The organism is Candidatus Dadabacteria bacterium (assembly GCA_026708565.1).
GTDB lineage: Bacteria > Desulfobacterota_D > UBA1144 > Nemesobacterales > Mycalebacteriaceae > Mycalebacterium.
This window is the reverse complement of the sequence record JAPOUR010000032.1, coordinates 77902-102218: the sequence shown is the minus strand read 5'-3', so window position 1 is coordinate 102218 and position 24317 is coordinate 77902. Positions and strand designations below refer to the sequence as shown.

At 54.0% G+C, this 24317-nt stretch carries 22 protein-coding genes; 7 read left to right on the top strand and 15 right to left on the bottom strand.

Annotated features, from left to right (window positions below; translation table 11 throughout):
- Both OXF42_04310 and aceE read right to left on the bottom strand, forming a co-directional pair.
- A partial coding sequence (locus tag OXF42_04310) for a 2-oxo acid dehydrogenase subunit E2 (protein ID MCY4047317.1) occupies positions 1-1265 on the bottom strand: 1265 nt, incomplete at its 3' end.
- Positions 1266-1321: 56 nt separating this feature from the next.
- On the bottom strand, positions 1322-3994 hold the full coding sequence (gene aceE, locus OXF42_04305) for a pyruvate dehydrogenase (acetyl-transferring), homodimeric type (GenBank protein ID MCY4047316.1): 2673 nt from the start codon (positions 3992-3994) through the stop codon (positions 1322-1324).
- Between the two features lie 98 nt (positions 3995-4092).
- Between aceE and lpdA the strand changes: the two genes are divergently transcribed.
- Both lpdA and lipB read left to right on the top strand, forming a co-directional pair.
- Positions 4093-5526, top strand: a complete 1434-nt coding sequence (lpdA, locus tag OXF42_04300) for a dihydrolipoyl dehydrogenase (GenBank protein MCY4047315.1) — start codon at positions 4093-4095, stop codon at positions 5524-5526.
- Positions 5527-5542: 16 nt separating this feature from the next.
- Entirely contained in the window at positions 5543-6196 is a 654-nt protein-coding gene (gene lipB / locus OXF42_04295; GenBank protein MCY4047314.1) for a lipoyl(octanoyl) transferase LipB, read from the top strand.
- Between the two features lie 16 nt (positions 6197-6212).
- On the opposite strand, the gene OXF42_04290 is transcribed toward lipB, so the two are convergent.
- Complete coding sequence (locus OXF42_04290; GenBank protein ID MCY4047313.1) at positions 6213-6680, bottom strand: DUF805 domain-containing protein; 468 nt, start codon at positions 6678-6680, stop codon at positions 6213-6215.
- The gene (locus OXF42_04285) at positions 6677-7111 is read right to left on the bottom strand and encodes an EamA family transporter (protein MCY4047312.1); all 435 of its coding nucleotides are present in this window, start codon (positions 7109-7111) and stop codon (positions 6677-6679) included. Before OXF42_04285 ends, OXF42_04290 begins: the two co-directional genes overlap by 4 nt.
- 45 nt (positions 7112-7156) lie before the next feature.
- On the opposite strand from OXF42_04285, the gene OXF42_04280 reads away from it, so the two are divergent.
- From OXF42_04280 to OXF42_04270, 3 genes are read left to right on the top strand one after another with little or no spacing between them, the layout of a single operon-like run.
- A complete protein-coding gene (locus OXF42_04280) occupies positions 7157-7507 on the top strand; it encodes a hypothetical protein (GenBank protein ID MCY4047311.1) in 351 nt (116 codons plus the stop codon).
- A gap of 29 nt (positions 7508-7536) precedes the next feature.
- The gene (locus OXF42_04275; GenBank protein MCY4047310.1) at positions 7537-8871 is read left to right on the top strand and encodes an AAA family ATPase; all 1335 of its coding nucleotides are present in this window, start codon (positions 7537-7539) and stop codon (positions 8869-8871) included.
- 5 nt (positions 8872-8876) lie between these two features.
- A complete protein-coding gene (locus OXF42_04270; protein ID MCY4047309.1) occupies positions 8877-9572 on the top strand; it encodes an HNH endonuclease in 696 nt (231 codons plus the stop codon).
- 19 nt (positions 9573-9591) lie between these two features.
- Here OXF42_04270 and OXF42_04265 read toward each other — a convergent pair whose 3' ends face one another.
- The 3 genes from OXF42_04265 to OXF42_04255 are packed head-to-tail and all read right to left on the bottom strand — an operon-like array spanning position 9592 to position 14897.
- Entirely contained in the window at positions 9592-10377 is a 786-nt protein-coding gene (locus OXF42_04265) for a tetratricopeptide repeat protein (GenBank protein ID MCY4047308.1), read from the bottom strand.
- Between the two features lie 18 nt (positions 10378-10395).
- Positions 10396-14115 (bottom strand): methionine synthase, encoded by a 3720-nt coding sequence (metH, locus tag OXF42_04260; GenBank protein MCY4047307.1) that lies wholly within the window; start codon positions 14113-14115, stop codon positions 10396-10398.
- Positions 14115-14897: a hydroxyacylglutathione hydrolase gene (locus OXF42_04255; protein MCY4047306.1), complete on the bottom strand. Its 783-nt coding sequence runs from the start codon at positions 14895-14897 to the stop codon at positions 14115-14117. The genes metH and OXF42_04255 overlap by 1 nt, the downstream gene beginning before the upstream one ends.
- Positions 14898-15016: 119 nt before the next feature.
- Between OXF42_04255 and thrC the strand changes: the two genes are divergently transcribed.
- Positions 15017-16252: a threonine synthase gene (gene thrC / locus OXF42_04250; GenBank protein MCY4047305.1), complete on the top strand. Its 1236-nt coding sequence runs from the start codon at positions 15017-15019 to the stop codon at positions 16250-16252.
- A 2-nt stretch (positions 16253-16254) separates the two neighbouring features.
- Complete coding sequence (locus OXF42_04245) at positions 16255-16527, top strand: MoaD/ThiS family protein (GenBank protein ID MCY4047304.1); 273 nt, start codon at positions 16255-16257, stop codon at positions 16525-16527.
- Between the two features lie 214 nt (positions 16528-16741).
- Here OXF42_04245 and OXF42_04240 read toward each other — a convergent pair whose 3' ends face one another.
- The 8 genes from OXF42_04240 to OXF42_04205 form a co-directional block, all read right to left on the bottom strand.
- Entirely contained in the window at positions 16742-17365 is a 624-nt protein-coding gene (locus OXF42_04240; GenBank protein ID MCY4047303.1) for an outer membrane beta-barrel protein, read from the bottom strand.
- A 160-nt stretch (positions 17366-17525) separates the two neighbouring features.
- The gene (locus tag OXF42_04235) at positions 17526-19982 is read right to left on the bottom strand and encodes a S8 family serine peptidase (protein ID MCY4047302.1); all 2457 of its coding nucleotides are present in this window, start codon (positions 19980-19982) and stop codon (positions 17526-17528) included.
- A gap of 24 nt (positions 19983-20006) precedes the next feature.
- Entirely contained in the window at positions 20007-20414 is a 408-nt protein-coding gene (locus tag OXF42_04230; GenBank protein MCY4047301.1) for a hypothetical protein, read from the bottom strand.
- Positions 20415-20434: 20 nt separating this feature from the next.
- Positions 20435-21118, bottom strand: a complete 684-nt coding sequence (locus tag OXF42_04225) for an outer membrane beta-barrel protein (GenBank protein MCY4047300.1) — start codon at positions 21116-21118, stop codon at positions 20435-20437.
- Positions 21119-21413: 295 nt separating this feature from the next.
- Positions 21414-22469 (bottom strand): molecular chaperone DnaJ, encoded by a 1056-nt coding sequence (gene dnaJ / locus OXF42_04220; protein MCY4047299.1) that lies wholly within the window; start codon positions 22467-22469, stop codon positions 21414-21416.
- A 1-nt stretch (position 22470) separates the two neighbouring features.
- The gene (locus OXF42_04215; protein ID MCY4047298.1) at positions 22471-23013 is read right to left on the bottom strand and encodes a nucleotide exchange factor GrpE; all 543 of its coding nucleotides are present in this window, start codon (positions 23011-23013) and stop codon (positions 22471-22473) included.
- A 4-nt stretch (positions 23014-23017) separates the two neighbouring features.
- Positions 23018-23542, bottom strand: coding sequence for a gamma carbonic anhydrase family protein (locus OXF42_04210; GenBank protein ID MCY4047297.1), 525 nt, complete (start codon positions 23540-23542; stop codon positions 23018-23020).
- Positions 23543-23549: 7 nt separating this feature from the next.
- On the bottom strand, positions 23550-24317 hold a 768-nt coding region (locus OXF42_04205), incomplete at its 5' end, for an Hsp70 family protein (GenBank protein ID MCY4047296.1).

The window sequence follows — 24317 nt, the reverse complement described above, 5'->3', positions numbered from 1 at the left end:
TTGAAAGGCTCTTCCACCGCTTCGGCGACCCAGCGGGCAAACCTTGCCGCCTCCGCGCCGTCTATCATCCTGTGGTCGTAAGACAGCGACAGCGGAAGTATCGTGCGCGGCTTGAACTGGCCGGACGCCGCGTCAAAAACCGGGCGGACATTTGCGCGCGCGAGCCCGAGTATCGCCACCTCCGGCGGGTTGATTATGGGTGTGAAAGAGTCGCCGCCGATTCCGCCGAGGTTGCTCACAGTGAAGGTCGCCCCGGCAAGTTCATCGGGTTTTATATTTTTCTCCCGCGCCCGTTTTGCAAGGTCGGAAAGTTCAATGGATATCTCAACTATGTTTTTTTCGGAAGCGTTTTTTATGACCGGAACCATAAGCCCCCTTTCGGTGTCAACGGCGACCCCGATGTTGACATATTTTTTGAAAATCATCTCGCCGCGCGCCTCGTCAAAACTTCCGTTGAACTTTGTGAAAACGCCGAGGGCGGACGCCGCCACCTTCACCATAATGGCGGTTACGGTCAGCTTGCCCCCGGCTTCTTCCGCCTTCGGGCTGAAGGTTTTCCGCAACTGCTCAAGTTCGGTTATGTCCGCGCTGTCGTGATGAGTAACATGGGGAATCGTTCTCCACGATTTTGAGAGTTGTTGCGCAGACGCCTTGCCCACTGTTGACACGGGGGCTCTTTCTATCTCCCCCCAGGGGCTGAAGTCCGGCAGGCCGCCCGCGCCCCCCGCCGAGGGGGAATTTATTAAGTCCTTCGCGTGCGCCCTCACATCTTCAAGAGACACCCTTCCCCCGGCGGCGCTTTTAACCTCTGAAATGTTTATGCCGAGGTCTCTCGCAAGCGACTTGGCGGCGGGCGATGACGGCGGCGCGGAGGCGGGGCCTTTCTTTTGCTCAACCGGCTTTGCGGGCGCCGGGGGCGGCTCTTCAACCTTTGCCGGGCCGGGGTTGTTTTTCTCCGCCGTTTTTTCACTTCCGCCTGCGGGTGTCGGCGCGGGTTCGGGTTGTTTTGCGGCGTCGGGTTTGGTTTTGGAGTCGGGCGCGTGGTTTCCCTCCTCTATGACGGCGATGAGGCCGCCCACTTTTACGGTGTCTCCCACCGCAACGGCGATGTCTTTGACCTTCCCGTCAAACTGGCACGGAAGTTCAAACGCCGCCTTGTCGGTTTCAAGTTCAACAAACGGCTCATCTTTGCGGGCGGGTTTTCCCGCCTCGGCAAAAACCGCCGTAACAGTGGCTTCGGTAACGCCCTCCCCTATCTCGGGCAAACGGAATTCAATCATTGCGGAATGAGGATAACATAAGAAAGGGGGAAGGTTGAGACTCACAGAAACATCGGGTCTTTCTTGCGCGGATTTATGCCGAGTTCCTTCGCCGCTTTTTCAAGCGTCCCGCCTTTTATCTTCCCTTCCTCGCAAAGCGCCCAAAGCGCGGCGTAGGCAATGTTGTTTGCGTCAACCTCAAAATGCTCCCTTAACTTTGCCCTTGTGTCGCTCCTGCCGAAACCGTCCGTTCCCAACTCAACCGCGCGTCCGGGCAAGAGGCGGGATATTGAGGAAGGAAGCGATTTCATATAGTCGCTCGCGGCGACAAAAACACCGCTCTCCCCGCCGAGGCATTTTTGAATGTAGGGGATTTTTTTCTTTCCCGCCGGATGAATTCTGTTCCATCTTTCCGCCGCCTGAGAGTCTCTGTAAAGTTCCTTGTAACTGGTAACGCTCCACACATCGGCGGCAACGCCGTATTGCTTCTCAAGGATTTCAGCCGCCACTATGGCCTCGTTCAGTATAGCCCCGCTGCCAAGCAGGTGCGCCCTCTTCGGGTTTTTCACATCCGGCGATTTTTTGAACCGGTACATCCCGCGCATTATGCCCTCTTCAATGTTTTTTCCCTTCGGCATCGGCGGTTGCGGATACGGCTCGTTGGTAACGGTTATGTAATAGAAAATATCCTCCCCCTTGCAATACATCCTTTTCATTCCCTCGCGCACAATGACCGCCAACTCGTAGGCGAACGCCGGGTCATACGCCTCCATTGTGGGGAAAGCGTAGGAAAACTGGTGGCTGCTGCCGTCCTGATGCTGAAGACCCTCGCCCGCAAGGGTGGTTTTGCCGGACGTTCCGCCTATCAGAAAACCCCGGCATCTCATGTCTCCTGCCGCCCATGCAAGGTCTCCAATCCTCTGAAGCCCGAACATGGAATAAAACACAAAAAACGGTATGGAGTTTATTCCGTGAGTGGCGTGCGCGCTACCCGCCGCAATGAATGACGACATCGCCCCCGCCTCCGTTATGCCCTCTTCCAGTATCTGCCCGTCCTTCGCCTCCCTGTAATACAGAAGCGTGTCGGAATCCACCGGCTCGTATTTCTGTCCCTCGCTTGCGTATATGCCCACCTGCCGGAAAAGCGGCTCCATTCCGAACGTGCGGGCTTCATCGGGAACAATGGGAACAACAAGTTTTCCAATTGCGGGGTCTTTCAACAGCGCGGCGAGCATGCGCACAAACGCCATTGTGGTTGTCGCCCCGCGCCCGCCTGAGCCCTTGAGCAGTTCCCCGAACGGCTTTTCTGGAACACCGGCAAGAGGGCGCGCCCTGTTTGCGCGCGAGGGGGACGGCCCGCCGAGCGCCTTTCTTCTCTCTTTCAGGTAGCGGATTTCCCCGCTGTTTTCCGGCGGCTTGTAAAACGGCACTGACGGCAAATCCTCGTCCGGTATGGGGATGCGAAGGCGGGTCCGGTAGGTTTGCAGTTCCTCTTCATTCAGTTTTTTCTGCTGGTGCGTTATGTTGCGCCCCTCGGACGCCTCCCCTATGCCGTAGCCCTTTACCGTTTTCGCCAGCACAACCGCGGGCGCGCCCCGGGTTTTGACGGCGGCGTCATAGGCGGCAAAAACCTTTTGGGGGTCGTGCCCGCCGCGCGCAAGCCGCTCAAGCTGCTCGTCCGCCAGATTTTTCACCATGTCAAGAAGCAGGGGATGAGTTCCGAAGAATTTGCTTCGTATGTAGTCGCCGCTTTCCACAACGTATTTTTGATACTCGCCGTCCACCGTTTCCGCCATTCTTTCGGCGAGAAGCCCGCGGGTGTCTTTTTCAAGAAGCGGGTCCCAGTCCGCCCCCCAGACGGCTTTGATTACCTCCCACCCCGCGCCCCGGAAAATCGCCTCCAGTTCCTGAATGATTTTCCCGTTGCCGCGCACGGGCCCGTCAAGCCGCTGGAGGTTGCAGTTGATGACGAATATAAGATTGTCCAGTTTTTCACGCGCCGCGAGAGTTATCGCGCCAAGCGTTTCCGGCTCATCCGACTCGCCGTCTCCGAGGAAAACCCACACCTTGGACTGCGATTTCTCTATAAGCCCGCGGTTTTGCAGATACCTGTTAAAACGCGCCTGATAGATTCCCATTATCGGCGAAAGCCCCATGGACACGGTGGGAAACTCCCAGAAGTCCGGCATCAGCCACGGGTGGGGATACGATGACAGCCCCCTGCCGCTTCCCGCCTCGCGCCGGAAGTTCTTCATCTGCTCAAGCGAAACCCTGCCCTCAAGGAACGCGCGCGCGTAAATCCCCGGCGAGGCGTGCCCCTGAAAATAAACCATGTCTGCGTTTTCACCCGCTTTGAGAAAATGATTGAACGCCACCTCAAGCAGAGTCGCCGCCGAGGCGTAAGTGGATATGTGCCCGCCGATTCCCTCTTCATTGCGGTTTGCCCTTACGACCATCGCCATTGCGTTCCAGCGGATGATGTTTTTTATGCGCCGCTCAATCTCGCGGTCTCCGGGGAACGGCGGCTCTTTGCCGGGCGGAATGGTGTTCACATAAGGCGTGTTTGCGGTGTGGGGGATTTTAATCCCCTTTCGCGCGGCGTGGATTTGCAGTTTCCCAAGCAGGCGCGCCGCCCTCTTCTCTCCGGCGGATGAGACAACCTCGTCAAAGGAGTCCGTCCATTCGCGTTCTTCAACCCGCTCCCGCAAGGGGTCATCTGTTTTCTTGCCTGCCATTCCCCCTATTATGAAGCATAAGCGGCAAAGTTTCCTGTTTTTGAGGCGGACGCCGCAGTTTGACGATTCGCTCCCCGTGTGTAGAATAGCCCGCCGGTATGAGTTCCAAATACGACCTTGTTGTAATCGGCTCCGGTCCCGGCGGCTATGTTGCGGCAATCAGGGCCGCCCAGCTGGGAATGAAGACCGCCGTTATTGAGCGGGACAACCCCGGCGGCGTTTGCCTGAACTGGGGTTGCATACCGTCCAAGGCGATCATCAAGTGCGCCGAGGTTTACAACTACTGCAAAAAATCCGAGGACTACGGCATAACCAGCAAAGGGCTGTCTTTTGACTATTCGCGGGTCATAGAAAAAAGCAGGGGAGCGTCTTCGTCTCTGAACAAGGGCGTGGAGTTTCTGCTCAAGAAAAACAAAGTAACCTTCATAAAGGGCTCGGCCAGGCTTCTGCGCCCGGGCGCGGTTGGAATCGCCGGGGATGAGGACAGTGAAATTCAGTCGCAGAACATTCTTCTCGCCACCGGCTCGGTCCCGCAAACAATTCCGGGCCTTGAGATAGACGGCAAGATTGTCATGACAAGCGATGAGGCGATCATGAACCGCGAAGTTCCGAAAAGCATCATCATCATCGGCGGCGGATACATCGGTGTTGAGTTTGCATACGTTTACAACTCTTTCGGCAGCAAGGTGACCATCGTTGAGATGGCTCCGAACATTATTCCCGGAGCGGACGAGGATGTGTCAAAGGAACTTGAAAAAAGTTTCAAAAAGAGCGGAATGACGGTTCTTACGGGCACGGCGTATAAGTCAATCAAGAAAACAAAAACGGGCGCGAAGATAACCGTGGCGGATGCGGCTTCGGGCGGGGAAAGTGTTTTGAGCGCAAATATGGTTCTGGTTGCCGTCGGCAGGAAGGCGGTTGCAAATTCCGCGCCGACTTCCTACGGTTTCTACGGTTCGGGAGACAGCATCGGTCTTGACGAACTCGGCATTGAGACGGACGAGCGGGGATTTATCAAAACGGATGAGAATTATTCAACCACCTGCTCCGGCGTTTACGCCATTGGCGATGTGACGGGGCCGCCGCTTCTGGCGCACAAGGCGTCCGAGGAGGGCGTTGTGGCCGTTGAGCGGATGAACGGGCTTAACACCCGCGTCCATTACAACAACATTCCCGGTTGTGTTTACTGCCAGCCGGAGGTCGCTTCGGTGGGTTTTACCGAGAAAGCGGCAAATGACGCCGGATACAATGTTGACACCGGGACTTTTCCTTTCAAGGCGGTCGGCAAGGCGGTGGCCGTGGGAGAGCCGGAGGGTTTTGTGAAAATTATTTCCAACAGGGAAAACGGCGAAATTCTCGGCGCTCACATCATAGGCCACGGCGCGACCGAACTGATAGCCGAGATTGGAACTGCGAGGACGCTTGAGTCCACCCCCTACGAGATAGCCACCACTTCGCACGCCCACCCCACTCTTTCCGAGGCGGTTATGGAGGCGGCGCTTGCGGCGATGGGCAGGCAGAGGCACTTCTGAACATCGCGCCGCGCGCATGGCAAAAAAACTCACCCTTATCAAGCCCGGAGTTGTTCCCTACCCTCAGGCGGTTGAACTGCAGCGGGAGATTCTTGAGAAACGAATTGCCGGACAGACCGGCGACACCTTAATACTGCTTGAGCACCCGCCCACCATCACAACGGGAAGGCGGGGAAGTCTGTCAAACCTGACGGCGGATGCGGAGTTTTTGAAAAAGCGCGGTGTTCACATTGAGCCGTCCACCGGCAGGGGGGGAGACATAACGTTTCACGGCCCCGGCCAGATTGTCGGTTATCCAATCATCGGAATCAAAAACCGCAAGGGAGGGGTTTCCGGATATGTGCGCTCGCTTGAGGAAGTGGTAATACGCTGTCTTGCGGACTTTGACATTTCCGCCCGCAGGATTGAGAAACTGACCGGCGTTTGGGTCAAGCGCAGCAAAATTGCGTCAATAGGCGTGGGCGTCCGGCGGTGGGTTACGTGGCACGGCTTCGCCCTGAACGTCAACACAGACCTGTCATGGTTTGAAACGATGACTCCGTGCGGAATTCCGCAAGTGAGGATGACCTCAATAAAGGACTGGACGCAAAGCGCGGAGGATATTGAAATGGAAGCCGCGCGCGCGGCGCTTGTGAGGCATTTTTCCGATGTGTTCGGGTATGGGGGATGACATTATTTATTGGGTGTCAACAACCTTTCTTCGGATTCTCTCCGTATTGATTTGTTCCGGGCTGTCCGTCTGACAGCGCCAGCCACCAGAAATAGCCGATGCAACAAAGTCCGGTAAAAGTAAGGAAAATTGCAACGACCTCAGACTCCGCAACTGCAACCGCCGCAAACGCAATTGCCACTCCCCCGGCGGCGGGTAGCAACACCCACCAGCCGTTTTTCCCGATGTCGTGAAGCCGTCTCACATCAACGGCCAGATTCGGAAGAAAAAACAGCACATTCACGATAAGAGACAGGGTTGGATTCACAAGAAGTGGTAACAAAGACGCTATGACCGCGCTCCAAAAAGTAAATATGAGAAACTCCCTCCGGCGGGCGCGTCCCTCAAAGGTTGCGTATAGCCTCAGGCACTTGACGAACCACGCAAACCCAAGCGGCAGATTTGACTCTTTCCGTTTTTCTTCGGCTTCGGCAAGTTTGCTCATCTCGCCTTGTCTGTAAGATAAACCAGCGCAGCGCCTATGGATATCAGGGCAATGCCCGCAAGGCGCATTGTTGTTATTTTCTCTCCGAGCAGAACCCATGCGTAAAGCGCGGTGAAAAGCGGCGCGGTTGCCGCTATGGGAATCACATAAGAGGCATCGCCCTGCTTGAGAGCGGAAAAGAACATAAACAGCCCTATCACTCCGCCGAGAAGACCGGAAACGAGGATCAGCGTCAGCGTCTTTCCGCTAACCTGAAACATCTCCGGCGTTTTCCCCGTTGCAACCGCAAACACCGCTATCACGGCGGAGATGAAGACCAGCCGTATTGTCATAACGACCGTTGTGGAAGCGTCTTTGAGGCTCATCTTCTCAAAGATGGGGCTCAGCCCCCATATCGCCGCCACGGCGAGAGCCATAAACGTTGTTCTCATTGCGCGGGTTAGGTTATATGCTTTCGGGGCAAGGTGGAAGCCCGTATGAAGGTTGTCGCGCTTACAAAGGATTTGATGTTCTCATCTCGCATACGGGAGGCTTTGTCTCCAAAGGCGGAAGTGCTGTTCGCCCGCTCCGCCGGTGAGTTGCTCTCCGCCGCGCGCGGCGGCCCCGCGCGGATGGTGATACTTGACCTTGCCGATACCGAAGCGCGGCGGGCGCTTGCGCTTGTGAAAGAGGAAATTCCCGGTGTGTTCTGCGCGGGCTACTACCCGCATGTTCAAAAGGAAACGGCGGAAGAGTTCAAAAAGCTGGGGTGCGATGAGGTTATGCCGCGCTCAAGGTTTGTCAGGGAAATGGCGGGGATTGCGGAGAGGGTTTCCCTTTATGATTGATTGACCGGTCTTGACATGCTCATAAGACAGTGGACTATTATGTAATAGTGCGCATTGACCAAATCAGGCTGAAAGACTTCAAAGGGCTGGAGCAGTTTGAGCAACGGTTGCACCCTAACTTTACGGTTATTGTCGGTGACAACGGCGCGGGCAAAACATCAATCTTGGATGCTTTGTCTGTGGCGATGGGTTCTTACTTGTTGGGCATTCCCAAGGCCAAGCCTCGGCACATTCAAAGGCATGAGGCTCGTGAGTTAGTGCGATTTTTCGAGAGCGGTCCGGATTACAAGGATTACTATCCGGTAGAAATTGAAGTTACCGGAACCGTCTTGGACCACGACACCAATCAAGCAATATCATTAAGTTGGTGCAGGGAACTGATTAGCATTAAGAGCAGAACCACCACCCGCAAGGCTTCGAAAATCAAGAAAATCGCGGAAAGCGCTTACAACAAAATACAAGACGGGAAGGACTTGAATTTGCCGTTGCTTTCTTACTATGGTGCCAGTCGGTCGTGGAATGAGCCTAAAGACACGAAAGCCGATGCAAAACCCAGCCGCTTTGATGCCTATAGGTTCAGCCATGATCCAAAAGTTTCCTCCGCCGACCTTATACGTTGGGTTCGTGACCAGCATCTAATCAGTCTTGAAGGGCAAAATGGCGATATTTCAACTTTTGCCGCATGGAAGGAGGCGGTTTCAGGATGCTTTGAGTCTCCTGTTAACGTGCGCTACTCAGTAAAGCGGGGTCGTCTTGAAATCTGTTTCCGTGGCCATGGCGGGGATGGTAAAAAAGCAGTGGCATTCAACAATCTCAGTCACGGTCAACGCACCATTATCTCCATGGTCGGCGACATTGCCTACAAGGCCATGAAACTCAACCCCCATCTCGGTGCGGATGCGCTGGTTAAGACATCGGGAATTGTATTGATAGATGAGATAGACTTGCACCTGCACCCTAAATGGCAGCGTCAGATTGTGGGGGCGCTGTCAGAGGCTTTTCCCAAAATTCAGTTTGTTGCCACTACACACTCGCCGTTCATCATTCAATCATTGAAAAAGGGAATGGTTGTGAATTTGGACACGAAAGAGGTTGAGTCCGAAGCATACAATCTTGCCATTGAGGATATTGCGGAGTCCATTCAACTTGTGGAGATGCCACAACGTAGTGAAAAACATCGGCAACTGATGGAGGCATCCAGTCAATACTACCAACTGCTTGAGAAAGCAAAGGGTGAGAGTAACAAAGAGGCGTTGGATGACAAACGCAGGAAACTTGACGAAATCATGGAAGATTTTGCGGACAACCCCGCCGCTGCGGCCATGTTGAAGTTCAACAGGCTGGCCTCCGGAATAGATAAATAAAGACCATGCGTCCAGTAGAGAAAGGTCCTGCGCCAAGGTCTTATACCGATTACAGAGATGCGGCGAATGATTTGGTTCAAAGGTTGGGTCGCTACTGCAACTATTGTGAAAAAAATCTGGACAATGCACCGGAGGTGGAGCATATTCAGCCAAAGTCATCAAATCCTAACTTGAAACTTGAATGGACAAACTTTCTTCTTGCCTGCAAGAATTGTAACGGGATAAAATCCAATAAGCCTGTTAATTTGGCACAAGTTGCTTTCCCACACACTGATAACACTTTCAGAGGGTTGTTATACAAACAAGGTATGGTCCAAGTAGATCCTCACCTTTCAACAAAGGAGAAGGGAGCCATTGCGTCCTTAGTGAAACTGGTGGGACTGGATAGGAGTCCGGGGAGTAATAAACCCACTGTTGCTGACAATCGCTGGGAACTCCGCCAACAATATTGGCGTGTGGCAGAAGAAAACAAGAGAACGATAGATAAAGTTGATCAATCAAAACAATCAGCCTCTGCGGACGAGTTGCGTGAATCTGCTGCTTGTATAGCACTTGCCGGTGGTCATTTTTCCGTCTGGATGACTGTGTTCCAAGATGACCCGAAGATGAAGCGGCTCCTTATAAAGAAGTTTCGCGGCACCGCCAAAGACTGCTTTGATACCAATGGTAAACCAATCCCACGCCCCGGCGGAAAACTGTAACTAATTACCTACCCCCCTACTACCCCATCTTATCCTCATTCGCCTTTAAGACCTGTTTCGCGGTTTTTGCCAGTTCGGAGTCAGGGTCTTTTTTTATGACCGCCTCAAAATCCGCCTTTGCCTCCGCAAACCGGCCGAGTTTCTGAAACTCCGTCGCGCGGGCAAAAAGCGCCTTGGTAAATTCAGGATTAATTTCAAACGCCCCGCCGAAATCCTCAGCCGCCTTTGTGTTGTTGCCCATGCTGTCGTAAACATGCCCCCGGCTGTAAAGACTCTCAAAATCACGGGGATTGATTTCAATCGCCCTGTCATAGTCTTTCAACGCGCTTTTGTAATCCCGAAGCAGATTGTGGTAGGTGGTGGCGCGGTTGTAGAACGCCTCGCTGTTGTCCGGCTCCATCTCAATCGCTCTGTCATAATCGGCTATGGCGTCCCTGTATTTTCCAAGCCGCCCGTAAGCCGTTCCCCTGCTCACATAAGCCCCGGCAAAATCCGGCATAAGTTCAATGACCCTGTTGAAGTCGTCTATCGCCGGTGTGTGGTCGCCGATGTCCACAAGCAGCGAGCCCCGGTTGTAAAGCGCTTGCGCATAGTCCGCCTTTGCTTCGGCGGCTCTGGTGTATCGCTCTATGGCGTCCCGCAACCTGCCCTTCATTGAGAGCGCAACGCCGAGGTTGTATTGCGCGTCCGCGCCGGACGGGTTGATGTCCGCCGCCCTTGTGTAGTTTTCTATCGCCCCGTCCCAGTCCCCCGCGCTTGCGAGCCGGTTGCCCTCTTTGAAAAAACTGTCAAAATCTTCCGCCATTTTTGCCTCCTTAAAATTTTAAGCCAGATTTGGCGCGAGCCACTTGCGCGCCTCCTCCAATGATACCCTCTTTCTGCGCGCATAGTCTTTGAGTTGGTCTTCGCGTATCCCGCCGACATTGAAGTATTTCGCCTCCGGATGGGAGAAGTAAAATCCCGACACCGAACTTGCGGGGGTCATCGCAAGGGTCTCAGTCAGCCGGACGCCCGTGTGTTTTTCCGCATCAAGAATTTTCCATATTGTCAACTTGCCCGTGTGGTCGGGGCATGACGGATAACCCGGCGCGGGGCGTATGCCCCGGTATTTTTCCTTGATTAAATCATTTGCGGAAAGTTTCTCATCCTTCCCGTAACCCCATATCTCGCGGGCTTTTTTATGCATCATCTCCGCCAGCGCCTCGGCTATTCTGTCTGCCAGCGCCTTGACCATGATTGAAGTGTAGTCATCCCCCGCCTTTTTGAAGGTTTCCGCATACCGGTCGGACTCCGTTCCGGCGGTTACCACAAACGCCCCGATGTGGTCTTTCCCTCGCGGGGACGTAGGGGCGACAAAATCGGAGTTGCAATAGTAAACCTCTTCCCTGCCCGCCCGTCCTTTGGTCTGCTGGCGCAGGAAATGCGCGGTGGCAATGGCGCGCCCGCCGCCGGTTTTTGCGGAATATATTTTCACATCGTCCCCGTCCGCGGCGGCGGGCCAGAACCCTATTACGGCGGACGGGTTGAAAGCGCGCTGTTTTATAATTTCACCAAGAACATTTTGCGCGTCCCTGTAAAGTTCGGTCGCCTGCGCGCCCTTTTCCGGGTGTTTCAGAATTCCGGGAAAAGAGCCCTTCATCTCCCATGTCCAGAAAAACGGCGACCAGTCTATGAATTCCGCGATTTCAGCGGTGTCTATTTCCCCGAAAGGAATGACGCCCGCTTGGGAAGGAACGGTCACCGCGCCGCCTTTGGGGCGAAACCTCTTTTCCCTCGCCTCCTCAATCGTCACATATTCAAGCCGCCCTGAGCCGAGCAGATGGCGCTCCCTCTGTTTTTCCTGCTCCTCTTCAAGATTTTTTGCGTGCTTCGCGCTCTTTTCGGGGCTCAGTATGTCGTTGCAGACTCCCACCACAAGCGAGGCGTCTTTGACGTGCTCCACTATTCCGCCGTATGCGGGAGCCACCTTGACGGCGGTGTGGGTTTTGCTTGTGGTCGCCCCGCCGATAAGAACGGGGATGCCCAGGTTCTGCCTCTCCATCTCCGACACGTTGTAAATCATCTCGTCAAGAGACGGGGTGATGAGCCCGCTCATGCCGATAACATCGGCGTTTTCCTTTTTCGCCGCGCTGATGATCTTCTCGCACGGAACCATCACGCCGAGGTCTATCACCTCGTAGTTGTTGCACGACAGCACCACCGAGACAATGTTTTTCCCTATGTCATGAACATCGCCCTTGACCGTGGCGATGACAAATGTTTTTCCCGATGAGCGCCCTTTCTTTTGCTTTTCTTTTTCCATCATCGGCGTAAGGAACGAGACCGCTTTTTTCATCACGCGCGCGCTTTTTACCACCTGCGGCAGAAACATTTTGCCCTCTCCGAACAGGTCGCCCACAACCTTCATGCCGCCCATAAGGGGGCCCTCTATGACCTTGAGCGGCTTCTTGTATTTTTTGAGCGCTTCGGCGGTGTCTTCTTCGGCAAAGTCTGCAATGCCGTGGACAAGCGAGTGCCTTATGCGCTCCTCCACGCTTTTCTTTCTCCACGACAGGTCGTCTTTTGCGCCGCCGGATTTTCCCGCGCCCTGAAACTGTTGCGCGGCCTCAAGCAGTTCCTCCGCCGCATCCGCGCCCTTGTTCAGAACGGCGTTTTCAACCCTGCCGAGAAGGATTTTGTCAATGTCTTCGTAAACCGCAAGCATTCCGGCGTTCACTATCGCCATGTCCATCCCGCTCTTGACCGCATGGCGCAGGAATACGCTGTGCATCGCCTCGCGCACCGTGTTGTTTCCCCTGAATGAAAATGACAGGTTGCTGACGCCGCCGCTCACGAGGGCGCCGGGGCACTGTTTTTTGATTTCCTTCACCGCCTCTATGAACTCAAGGGCGTATCCGTTGTGCTCTTCAATGCCGGTGGCTATGGAAAGTATGTTCGGGTCAAAAATTATGTCGCACGGGTCCATCCCGGCTTTTTCGGTGAGCAGTTTGTATGACCTCCGGCAAATCCGCGCCTTGTCTTTTCTGTTCGCCGCCTGACCTTTTTCATCAAACGCCATTACCACGACCGCCGCGCCGTGGCGCATGATTTGTTTCGCCTGTTCAAGGAAAACTTTTTCGCCCTCCTTCAGACTTATGGAGTTCACCACGCATTTGCCCTGAACGCATTTGAGCCCCGCCTCAATCACCTCCCACCGGGAACTGTCTATCATTACCGGCACGCGCGAGACGGCGGGCTCGGACGAGATAAGGTTGAGAAAGCGCGTCATGCATTTTTCGCCGTCCAGAAGCGCCTCGTCAAAATTTACGTCTATGATGTTTGCGCCGTTTTCAACCTGCTGGCGCGCGACCGCAAGCGCCTCTTCAAATTTGTCTTCTTTTATCAGACGGGCAAAAGCCGGAGAGCCGGTTACGTTTGTTCTCTCCCCCACTATTACAAAGCCGCCCGCATCTTTGCGCCCTTTTCCCTTGTCCGCGCTTACTGTCAGCGGCTCAAGCCCGCTCAGGCGCGTCGCCGGGGGGATTTTCGGTAGTTTCCGGGGCGGGAGTTTTCCGAGTTGCCGGACGATCTCCGCTATGTGCTCCGGAGTGGTTCCGCAGCATCCGCCCACTATGTTGACAAGGGATGACTCGGCAAAGCCGCGCAGCAGGGAGGCGGTGTCGCGCGGTTCTTCATCGTAGCCGGTCTCGCTCATCGGGTTCGGAAGTCCGGCGTTCGGGTAGCAGCTTACAAAGCATTCCGCCCGGCGCGACAGTTCCTCAATGTGCGGCCTCATCTCGCTTGCGCCGAGCGCGCAGTTTATCCCGACGCTCAGGGGTTTTGCGTGCCTGACGGAGTTCCAGAACGCCTCAACCGTCTGCCCGGAAAGCGTTCTGCCGGACAGGTCGGTAACCGTCATTGAGAGCATCACGGGCATTCTCCGCCCCGTTTTTTCAAACAGTTGTTCCATCGCCCATATTGCGGCTTTCATGTTAAGGGTGTCAAAACTGGTTTCCGCGATGAGAATGTCCGCCCCGCCCTCGGCAAGCCCTTCGGCCTGCTCAAGGTAGGCGGCGGCCAGTTCGTCAAAAGACACCGCCCTGTATGAAGGGTCTTCAACATTGGGAGACATGGAGGCGGTCTTGTTTGTGGGGCCGAGCGCGCCCGCCACGAATTTTTTCCCCTCCCCGCCGGTCTCCCTGACCGCGCGGACGGCAATCTCCGCCGCCCGCCGGTTGATTTCCCTCACATGCTTTTCAAGCCCGTAATCCGCCTGAGATATGGAGTTGGCATTGAAGGTGTTGGTTTCAATGATGTCGCAACCGGCGTTCAGGTATTCCTTGTGTATGCCGAGTATGGCTTCGGGTTTTGTAAGGACAAGGATGTCATTGTTGCCCTTGAGCGGGATGCGGGATTTTTTGAACAGAGTTCCCCTGAAATCGTCCTCTTCAAGGCCGAGGCGCTGGATCATAGTCCCCATCGCACCGTCAAGGAAAACGATTCTTTTTTTCAGGAGTTGCGCGAGGACGCCGCCGGCGGAGCGTCCGGATGGTTTCTTGTCCATTACCAGTTGTTTCTGAGCTCCCTCAGCGCGGCAAAAATCTCCGCTTCATTCCGCGCGGGTCCAAACGCCTCGCGCGCGCGGGCGGCAACCTCCGGCACGGCGCACCGGAGAAACGGGTTGTAAAGTTTTTCCTCCGCAATCGTGGAAACGGGGTTTCCCGCAGATATTGCCCGTAACTTTTCTTTTGTGTCAGGATTTTCCGGCTCAATACTGAGGGAAAACTTCAGGTTTGTTTCCGCATAGTTATGCCCGCAGAAAATGCGCGTGCCACCGTCAAGCGCGCCGAGACGGCGGACGGACTCAAAAAGGTCTCCGGTGTTTCCCCCGAAGCGCGTGTTGCCGCAGCCCGACAGGAAGAGAGTGTCTCCCACAAATGCGTTGCCGCCGAGAACAAGCGTTATGTGGTCGGCGCAGTGCCCGGGTGTGTGCATCACCTCCATTTTGCAGTTGCCGAAAGAGATGACGCTTCCCTCGTCCGCCGTTTCGTCCGCGCCGGTCTTTTCCGCGCAGAGGGGGTGGGAGACGACCCTCGCGCCGGTTGCCCGGACGGACTCGCCGTTTCCGCTTATATGGTCGGGGTGGGAGTGCGTGTTGATTATGAACTTGACCTCTATATTGCGATGATTCATATATTCAATGATGTCATCGGGGGAAAGCGGGTCTATGATGACGCCCCGCCCCGTTTGTTCGCATGTTACGGCGTAACTGTAGTTTGAGTCGCTCCCTGCGACTGCAAACCGCGCTATGCGGAACTGCCTATTGTCAAATTCAAAAAGTTCCATGACAGAAGGGTAAAATCTACACTATGCCGAAACTCAATCAAAAACCCGCGCCGCTTTCTTTGACAACGGGGGATGACGCTGGAATAGTTAATGCTCCGTATTGGGACGGGTTTTGATATATGTCTTTTGTTAAACAACTTTCCTGCAAGGAATGCGGGCGGGCTTATCCGAAGGAGGCTCTGCATGTGTGTGAGGACTGTTTCGGGCCGCTTGAGGTTTCCTACGACTACGATTCCATAAAGCGTACGCTGTCGCGTGAGAAAATCTCCGCGCGCCCGCCGAGTATCTGGAGATACAGGGAACTTCTGCCTGTTGACGGCGAGCCGCAGGCCGGAATTGATGTGGGCTTCACCCCGCTTCTGAAAGCGGAAAGACTGGGGCGCGCGCTGGGGCATGACAATCTTTATGTGAAGAATGACGCGGTGTCGTTCCCCACTCTGTCGTTCAAAGACCGCGTGGTATCGGTCGCCCTTTCAAAGGCGCTTGAGTTCGGTTTCAAAACGGTTTCGTGCGCGTCAACGGGAAATCTTGCAAACGCGGTTGCCTCCATAGCGGCGGAGAGAGGGCTTGAAGCCATCATATTCATCCCCCATGACCTTGAGAAATCAAAGGTGATCAACACGGTGGTTTACGGCGCGAAACTTGTCGGAATAAAGGGCACTTATGATGATGTTAACCGCCTTTGTAGCGAGATAGCGGGCCGCAGGGAGTGGGCGTTTGTGAATGTCAACATGAGGCCCTACTATTCCGAGGGTTCAAAGAGCCTCGGCTTTGAAATCGCCGAGCAGTCGGGCTGGAAGGTCCCTCGCCACATAGTTGTCCCAATGGCGAGCGGTTCGTTGCTGACAAAGATATGGAAGGCGTTTGGCGAATTGGCCGCGCTTGGGTTTGTTGATGATGAGCGCCCCGTGATGCACGGCGCGCAAGCGACCGGCTGCTCGCCCATCTCGGCGGCGGTTAAAGGCGGCAGGGATTTCTTCAAGCCCGTCATTCCGGACACGGTGGCAAAATCGCTCTCCATAGGAAATCCCGCGGACGGCTACTATGCCATAAAGGTCATCGGGGAGAGCGGCGGATGGAGCGAGGATGCGTCCGATGAGGAGATTAAACAGGGCATTGCGTTGCTTGCCGAAACTGAGGGCATATACACCGAGACGGCCGGGGGGGTTACGGTGGCGTGCGCAAAGAAGCTGATTGAGCAGGGGCGCATACCGCCCGGTGAGTCGGCGGTTCTGTGCATAACCGGAAATGGCCTCAAAACTCAGGACGCAATTGAAAACAGTGTTTCAACCCCTTATCTTATAGAGCCGAACATTGAGGACTTTGAAAAGATGTTCGCGCAGGAAGGAGAATAAAAATGGCGCTTGTCCGAATACCGACACCGCTCAGAAACCTTTCCGGTGGAAAGGATGAGATAAACATTGCCGCAAGCAATGTTGGCGACCTGATTGAAAATATAGAGGCCGAGTGCCCCGGAATGAAAGACCGTCTTTGCGATGAAAGCGGAGAGATAAGAAGGTTCATCAACATCTATGTCAACAATGAGGACATAAGGTTTCTTGACGGCAAACAGACCGTGCTTTCTGACGGCGATAATGTTTCAATCATCCCCGCGATTGCTGGGGGTTGAGGATGCTGAGATTTCTAGGGTCATTGCTGGCAATTGTTGGTGGGGTATGTCTTTTAATAGGTGCTTGGAAAATTTTAACAAACTTTAATCTGGATTTCTTGTTGGGAATCTTTCTTTTATGTATAGGTTGTGCTGTCGCAGGTTTGGGAGTAAACCTCCGTGAAGACAATCCTTCTGACAAAGACAAACGGAATGATAGTGAAGCGCCCGCTTCCTAAAAATCGTATGAGAACAATATCATTGTGTCATGGGCGAAGCCATCGCTTCCGTAACCGACAAAGCCGTATTGTGCGCCAATACTGAGGCTTTGACCGACCGTTAGGCGAAAGCCCGCTATGCCCGTCCAAGTGAAGTAGTCACCGCTTGTCGTAGAGGTTGAGTTAGCGCCCGGAAATCGGGCGGATGTTTCTATTCTGCTCCACCCGACACCCGCGCCGAGGAACGGCTTCATCTGTCCGGAAGGGTTAAGGTCGTAAAACGCCCGTGTCATCACAGTCCATATATCCCATGCTGAATTGATTAGGTATGCGCCGCCACTTCGGCTGCTACTAGGAATAGTGGCTTTGTAATCGTTGCGTCCAAAGGAACTCACAATTTCGCTTCGCCACCCTCTCCCGTCGGCATAGCCGAAGAAGATGCTGTTAAAGAAACCGGTATCCACATCACTCTCTACGCCGGGCTCGTCTTCCAGATTAAGAAGGCGCACCCCGGCTTCGTAACCGGCGTAAGACCCGGCTTTGATGCCAATAACTTCAAAAAAATCTTGGGCGCTTGTTGAAGGCGCGAAAGCAACTGCAAAGCAGGTAGCCAATAGGACAGACAGAACACCCTTTTTCACTTTGAACCCTCCACTGATTATTTTCCGCGCAGGGTATTTGCGCGAAAGCAGATAAGAATGGATTCAGAGAGGCTATAGAAATGCCCTGTCTCTGTCAATCGGATGTGTCAGGTATGGCGCGGACTGGCACGGACAAAGCACGGACTTGAGCGGGCGCGGATTAAAAACTCATGCTGTAGCCTGCAAGAAGTGACAGCGCGGTGTTGGCGTTTTCATCATGCCCCGGTTCGCGGCTTGCCACTGTGCCTATGCTAACTTTCCCCGCCTTTGTTTGCGCCACCACTTGAGCGGAAAAATCTATCTGCCTGCCGGACGGCTCAAGATTTGCCGTTACCGTCTCGCGCAGTATCGCGCCTTCGGGCGTTCTGCCTGTGGGGATTGACAGTCCCATGCGTCCGCTCTCTATACGGAGTGGCGATGAAACTGAAACCCTTATCGCCGAACCGCCTGAAAACTTGCGGATTACTCCCGCCGAAAATGAACTTGTTCTTAATTGGGAAACGCTGTTTATCAATCCGGCTTCGGTTTCGGGGGCGGCAACGCCCATTTCCGCATCGGCGACTATTTGCCAGTTGCCCGCCTCGTAATCCCATCCGACAGAGGCAAAAACCGTTGACGCAGACACGCCGCCAAACGCCCCCTCCGCCGTTGAGCCGAGGGTGGAATTTGATTCCGAAATGTAGCCGGAGCGGAAACCGAAAGGCAGGTTAGGCAGACGGTAGGAAACAACAGCTCCCCGCGCCCCTCTCTCCTCACGCTCATCAGAGGTGAAGGCGGAGACGGCGAAGTTGTCAGACTCCACACCGAAAGAAACGGGGTTTTCTATGAAAGACAGATGACCCGATTTATTCAGGCGGTCAGACTCTTTTATTTTTCCTCTTCCCATTGAGACATAAACCGAAGGGATTTGTTCTCCGTCCGTAACGCCGAAACCTTTTCCCTGTCCGTTTTCATCTGCAAACAGAGGGGCGGAAATTTGTCCGCCGGTTGCGGAAACGCCGCCCTTTTCTTTTGCGTCCCCGTGTGTTGAGAAGTCCATAAAGCCGAGCAGTTGTTCACGGACTAATGGCTTTTCAGTTTTCAGGGCAAACGCCTCAAGCGGATACCAGAACGGCGCTCCGAGAGAGTCAAAGCCTGCGATTTCCCTTCCCGCAAAAGCGCGGGCAATTCCGTCTCCGAATGCTTCGGCTGTTTCTATGTTCGTGCCGGAAAGCGGGGCAAACTGCCGGATACTTTCCTCGTTTACAAACCCCGCTCCGCTTGCGACCGTTCCCACAGTCCTAACCGGCTCTGTGGCGGCTCCGAGGTCTAATAGGCCCTGTCCGTAGATTGCGCTGTTGCTGTACCTGCCGGTCTTGTCAGCCGTTGCAAGCATTCTTGCAAGCAACTGAACATTGCTCAACTGACTGCGGAATCGTTGTTTCATAAGGGCGAGGCCGCCTGCGACTATGGGGGCGGCGAGGGATGTGCCTAATGATTCTTCAAAGGCAACATCATCTCCCACATCTCTGGTTAATGTTCTGCCGTCCGATTCTCTCTTTGATCTGGCAGTTCCAATGTCCTCGCCCGGAGCGGCAATGCACCAATCAGCGGCAACTCCGCACCTATTGGAAAAATCGGCAATTGTTCCGTCTTGTTTGACTGCCACAACTGCAACAGAGTGAGGGCGCAGTTCTGGTATGCGGTACATTGCTCCAGCAAGCGGACCTGGAGATGTTGCGGCGAGAGTACCGTTTGCTTGGCAACTTTCAAAGCCCGGCTTATTAGGTGTGCAGGGTTGGTTCATATCATTATTTTCATTTCCAGCTGCCCACACAAGAAGGGTTTTTTCTGTACGTCCTGCTTGTATCTGATCTTGAGCTTCGAAATCACTGGCGTTTGCCCCAGCATATTCAGTGTCGGAGATAATTCCTTCTTCTCCACTCAGGCCAATGCTCAGATTTAAGATGTCAACACCACGAGCAAGATTGAGAGCAGCGGCAATTGCCTGAAATGTTACATCAAGTCCGTCATTATCATCTCCGTCTACAAACATCCTTATATTCGCTCCCGGAGCAACACCCTCGGAAGTTACCGGAACGAATGTGCCGGTAACTTGGTCTACAAACAACTCCGGCCAATCAACCCGCACTCCGGCGGCTATGCCCGCAACGGCTGTTCCATGTGATGAGGCATTTGCCCCTACCAAATCAGACCCCGCGCTTGCGCCTCCAAAGTATTCAACTCTCATTGATTTGCCTTGAAACGCCGAATGTTGTGTATCTAAACCGCTGTCAATAAAGCCAATGGTAACTCCGTTGCCCGGTCGCCCTGCCGCAGTTGCCCCGTTTGCACTGTAGATGTTGGCATACGCCCTATCCAAATTGACAAGGTCAAACTCTCCGCCAGCCACGGAATCTGACAAATATCCGGCGTAAAAAGTCTCAAGTGTGCTGATTGACGCTCTCTCCGCCGGATTGGGAGAAGCGACTATCGGGGTGGCCGGTCTGTTCGGCAACTGTGGAACTGTTGGCGTTTGAGGCCCAAGCGTTTGCGGACCTCCCCCTCCCCCACCGCCACCGAAACACCCGCCGACAGCAAGGCAAATCACCAAAATTGCTGAAAATTGTTTTTTCATCATCTTCTCCTCCTTGATGAAAGGTTACTGTAACTCAAGTTCAATGTTTGAGAAAATCGTTTGCGACCAGTCTCCTTTAGCCAGAACATTCAGTTTTACCCTTTTCTTGGTGATGATCTCAACTTGTGTCCGTTGCTCAGAGAGTTCCTGAACAATCACTCTGACAAGTTCACCGTAAGAAAATCGCCCGGAGTCCTTTTTGGCGATTATTGCCAGTTTGCCGGGAGCAACTTGCGATGCTTCATCAATGGCAAGCCCGGAATTGACTATGGCTCTGCGTGTTGCCTTGGCAACATCGTTGTAGCCGTGCTCAAATGTCCGTGAAGCGCCCGTTCCTTCGGCTTGTTTCTTCAATCCCCCTTTTGTTCCTATACAGCCGCCAAGCAACAAGACCAAAACGACAGGGATGGTTGTCAGTAGTTTTTTCTTCATGGTTCGCTCCTCCCTGTTACTCAGAATGAGTAATAAACCCTCGCTTTAAGGTTGTATGAAGACTCCGGATCTTCACTGTCATAGTAGATGAGAGAACTTGACTCCAGCCCTACTGCAAACTTGTCGCTGACGAAATACCTGAAACCAAGAGTGCCTCCGTAGGCAAACAGGCTTTCTGTATCGCCGGGGATTGTGCCGGACGCGCCGGTAACACCCTCAATCTTGCTCCTGCCGTATCCCAAACTGACTCCGGCATATGGCACAAAGTTATTAAACTGGCTGAGGCGTAAATCAAAAAAACCTTTTGCCAGAACATTGAGGGTGGAAACATCGGTATTTCCGAGGATGGCTACAGTAGAATCCAGACTTCCATCAGGGTTGAGCACTTCGCTGAATCCTCCAAACTCAACTTGATTGTCTGAGTAGGAAACGACAAGTTCAGAGCGAAACCCGTTGCCTGTGTCATAGCCGAACCCTCCGCCAAACACGTAACCGGCATCATAATCCAACGCCAATGCTGATGAAGCCGATGTTGCGCTCACAACCACTTCAGCTTGACTGAGAAAACTGCGTGTGCCGACGTCAAGAACAACATAAGCCCCCCGTCTTTCTTGCTCTTCAGATTGCCCCTGAGCGGAAACACCCATCGGCAGACCTGTTGCCATAAACACGGCAACCACAATTTGGACAATTGCTTTTTTCATTTCAAAAACCCTCCTGAATGAAAAACTTACGACCGGACGCTCAAGGCGTCGGGCCTTGTCCACTACCTAACACAGAGTCAGAAAGTTCTGATTATTCCCCCTGAGGGGTCTTCTATTACACAGAGACCCGACAGGGCGGGTCCTCCGTGTAAGGTAATGGACAGCGACAAATCTAAAGAAAAATCCTGTTTCTGTCAACACACGGACACCATGCGCAAGTTTGTCAACATCAGTCCGTGCCCGTCCGTTTTAGTCCGCAAGAGGGCGGTTCAGCGTGAAAGAAAACTACAGGTTCTTAAAACTCTTTCTCTAACTCATCAATAAGTTTCTTCTGCTTGGAGGAAAGTTTTTTCGGTATGTCAACTTTTATTGTAACAAACAGGTCTCCCGCGCCGCGACCATTCATATTCGGGATTCCCCTGTCCTTTATTCTCATTACGCTTCCCGACTGTGTGCCGTTTGGGACTTTGAATTCTATGTCATCTCCCGCCAGCGAACGGACGGACACCTTTCCGCCTTTTATCGCGCGTATGAAATTGATGTTCAAATTGCACAACAGGTCCGCCCCCTGCCTTGTAAAGAAATGATGCTCCGCCACTATGCACCTTATATAAAGGTCGCCGCTTGTGCCCCCGGTTCCACCCGCAGTCTGACCTTCGCCCCTTATTCTCAGACGCGTTCCGCTGTCAACGCCAGCGGGGATGGTAACGGTTACCTTGGCGTTTTCCCTCACCACCCCCTCTCCCCGGCACTTCTTGCACGGCTCGGTTATCAACTCGCCCCTGCCTCCGCAACCCCTGCATGTCTGCTGTATTGAGAAAAACCCCTGCGAATATCCGGTTTTGCCCGTGCCCCGGCACTGGTCGCACTGTATTATCTTGTCTCCGCCGCGCCCTCCGCATTTTTTGCACCGCGCGGTTCTGGGTATCTCAACTTCCTTCTTGCAACCGAAAGCGGCGTCCTCAAACGATATGGCAAGGTCAAGAATAAGGTCCTGCCCTCTGGAGCGGCCTCCCCTGTTTGCGCCGCCGGAAAAAACATCCTCAAAAAGGTCGCCGAAAATTCCGCCAAGATCGCCGAAGCCTTCTCCAAATCCCTCTCTGAAACCGCCGCGCCCGAAAGGCGAACCCCCGGCCCCGGCATGTCCGAAATTGTCATATTGCGCCCTCTTCTGTTTGTCGGACAGAACCTGATACGCCTCGTTGACCTCCTTGAACCTGTCCGCCGCGCCCTCTTCCTTGTTCTTGTCCGGGTGGTATTTCAGCGCGAGTTTTTTATACGCTTTTTTGATTTCATCATCACTCGCCCCGCGCGAAACACCGAGCGTCTCGTAGTAGTCTTTCTTTGCCATTTTATTCTTCCGGCGGCCCGGACGACACCGCAACGGCGACCGGGCGAATCAATGTGTCTCCCGCGCGGTATCCCTTTGAGATTTCTTCCGCCACACAGCCCTTGCTTATGTCGCTTGACGGCCGGTTTTCTATCGCCTGATGGAATGAAGGGTCAAACTTTTCGCCGACTTTTGCCGAAATTTGGTTTATGCCGAAATTGCCCAGTTGCGATACGGACTGCTCGTATGTCAGACGCACGCCTTCGGTGAGGCTTTCGGTGTTTGCGTCCTGCGCCGATGCGTGCCGCAGCGCCAGTTCAAGGCTGTCCAGAAAGGCAAAGACTGACGCCGCCATATCCATCACGCCGACAAGGCGCGCCTGCGCCCTCTCGCTTTCGGAACGTTTTTTGTAGTTGTCAAAATCCGCCGCGAGACGAAGAAACCTGTCATTCAGTTCGTTGTATTTTTCTTCAAAGCCTTCAGCCGCCCCCTTCAGTCTTTCGCCTGTGTCCGCCCCGTCTGCGGGAGCGGGGCTTTCCTGAGTGTTTTTTTCTTTTTTGCTCATTGTTCTATGCGTTGAAATCAGGGTCTTCCATATAAAGCCGCGAGTTTTTAATGTAGTTTTCGGCGGACTCCTCTATCGCCCGCCGCTCCTCTTTGGTGAGGTCTCTGACCGCCTTTGCGGGAACGCCCACGGCGAGTTTTCCGGACGGAAGCGCAAACCCCGGCGGCACAAGCGCGCCCGCGCCCACAATGGAGCCGGTTGCAATTTCCGCGCCGTCAAGAACCACTGCCCCCATACCCACAAGAACCCCGTCTCCGATGCGGCAGCCGTGAACAACCGCATTGTGGCCGACGGTTACATAGTCGCCGATTTCAAGGGAATGCTTTCCGGTTGTAACATGCAGCATTGAGTTGTCCTGAATGTTAGTGCACCTGCCGATGGTGATGCTGTTGACGTCCCCCCTTGCAACGGCGTTAAACCAGACGCTTGAAAATTCTCCCAAAGACACATCTCCGACCACCACCGCCCCTTCCGCTATGAAGGCGGAGGGATGTATGGACGGAGATTTTCCTTTAAGAGCCCTTATCACTTTCGGTTCACTTTTCCGTGACTTCCGCGTCTATGACTTCGCCCGAATCATCATCGCCGCCGCCCTTGTCCGTTCCGTTCGGGGCGTCCGCCGCGCCGCCGTCCTGCTTCTGCTGTTGCTTATACATTATCTCGGCGAGTTTATGCGACGCCTTTGTTATGGCTTCGGACGCCTTTTCCATCTCATCGGGGCTGTCGGATTTTGAGGCCGCTTTTCCGGATTCAAGAGCCTGCTCAAGTTCTTTTTTCTCATCCTCCGACAGTTTTTCCTTGTGCTCCTCAAAGGTTTTCTCCGTGGAGTAAATTAGCTGGTCCAGCCGGTTTCTCACCTCCGCCGCCTTGTGTTTCTTCTCGTCCTCCTCGGCGTTTTCCTCGGCCTCTTTTATCATGGAGTCTATCTCCTCCTGAGAGAGTCCGCTTGATGACTCAACCTTGATTTTCTGCTCCTTGCCGGTCGCTTTGTCTTTTGCGGCTACGTGCAGTATGCCGTTTGCGTCTATGTCAAAAGACACCTCTATCTGCGGCAACCCTCTGGGGGCGGGCGGGATTTTGTCAAGTATAAATTGCGCAAGCATCCGATTGTCTCCCGCCATCTTCCTCTCCCCCTGAAGAACATGGATTTCAACCTGCGGCTGATTGTCCTCGGCGGTTGTGAATATCTGGCTTTTCTCGGTCGGTATGGTGGTGTTTGCCTCAACCACCGGGGTCATTACCCCTCCGAGGGTTTCAATTCCCAGAGAAAGCGGCGTAACATCCAGAAGCAGAACATCCTTCAC

What these genes read in the sequence shown, in the direction of transcription:
- aceE (MCY4047316.1), bottom strand. Translation starts at nt 3,994, where the DNA reads ATGGCAGGCAAGAAAACAGATGACCCCTTGCGGGAGCGGGTTGAAGAA.
- lpdA (MCY4047315.1), top strand. Translation starts at nt 4,093, where the DNA reads ATGAGTTCCAAATACGACCTTGTTGTAATCGGCTCCGGTCCCGGCGGC.
- lipB (MCY4047314.1), top strand. Translation starts at nt 5,543, where the DNA reads ATGGCAAAAAAACTCACCCTTATCAAGCCCGGAGTTGTTCCCTACCCT.
- OXF42_04290 (MCY4047313.1), bottom strand. Translation starts at nt 6,680, where the DNA reads ATGAGCAAACTTGCCGAAGCCGAAGAAAAACGGAAAGAGTCAAATCTG.
- OXF42_04285 (MCY4047312.1), bottom strand. Translation starts at nt 7,111, where the DNA reads ATGAGAACAACGTTTATGGCTCTCGCCGTGGCGGCGATATGGGGGCTG.
- OXF42_04280 (MCY4047311.1), top strand. Translation starts at nt 7,157, where the DNA reads ATGAAGGTTGTCGCGCTTACAAAGGATTTGATGTTCTCATCTCGCATA.
- OXF42_04270 (MCY4047309.1), top strand. Translation starts at nt 8,877, where the DNA reads ATGCGTCCAGTAGAGAAAGGTCCTGCGCCAAGGTCTTATACCGATTAC.
- OXF42_04265 (MCY4047308.1), bottom strand. Translation starts at nt 10,377, where the DNA reads ATGGCGGAAGATTTTGACAGTTTTTTCAAAGAGGGCAACCGGCTCGCA.
- metH (MCY4047307.1), bottom strand. Translation starts at nt 14,115, where the DNA reads ATGGACAAGAAACCATCCGGACGCTCCGCCGGCGGCGTCCTCGCGCAA.
- OXF42_04255 (MCY4047306.1), bottom strand. Translation starts at nt 14,897, where the DNA reads ATGGAACTTTTTGAATTTGACAATAGGCAGTTCCGCATAGCGCGGTTT.
- thrC (MCY4047305.1), top strand. Translation starts at nt 15,017, where the DNA reads ATGTCTTTTGTTAAACAACTTTCCTGCAAGGAATGCGGGCGGGCTTAT.
- OXF42_04245 (MCY4047304.1), top strand. Translation starts at nt 16,255, where the DNA reads ATGGCGCTTGTCCGAATACCGACACCGCTCAGAAACCTTTCCGGTGGA.
- OXF42_04235 (MCY4047302.1), bottom strand. Translation starts at nt 19,982, where the DNA reads ATGAAAAAACAATTTTCAGCAATTTTGGTGATTTGCCTTGCTGTCGGC.
- OXF42_04230 (MCY4047301.1), bottom strand. Translation starts at nt 20,414, where the DNA reads ATGAAGAAAAAACTACTGACAACCATCCCTGTCGTTTTGGTCTTGTTG.
- OXF42_04225 (MCY4047300.1), bottom strand. Translation starts at nt 21,118, where the DNA reads ATGAAAAAAGCAATTGTCCAAATTGTGGTTGCCGTGTTTATGGCAACA.
- dnaJ (MCY4047299.1), bottom strand. Translation starts at nt 22,469, where the DNA reads ATGGCAAAGAAAGACTACTACGAGACGCTCGGTGTTTCGCGCGGGGCG.
- OXF42_04215 (MCY4047298.1), bottom strand. Translation starts at nt 23,013, where the DNA reads ATGAGCAAAAAAGAAAAAAACACTCAGGAAAGCCCCGCTCCCGCAGAC.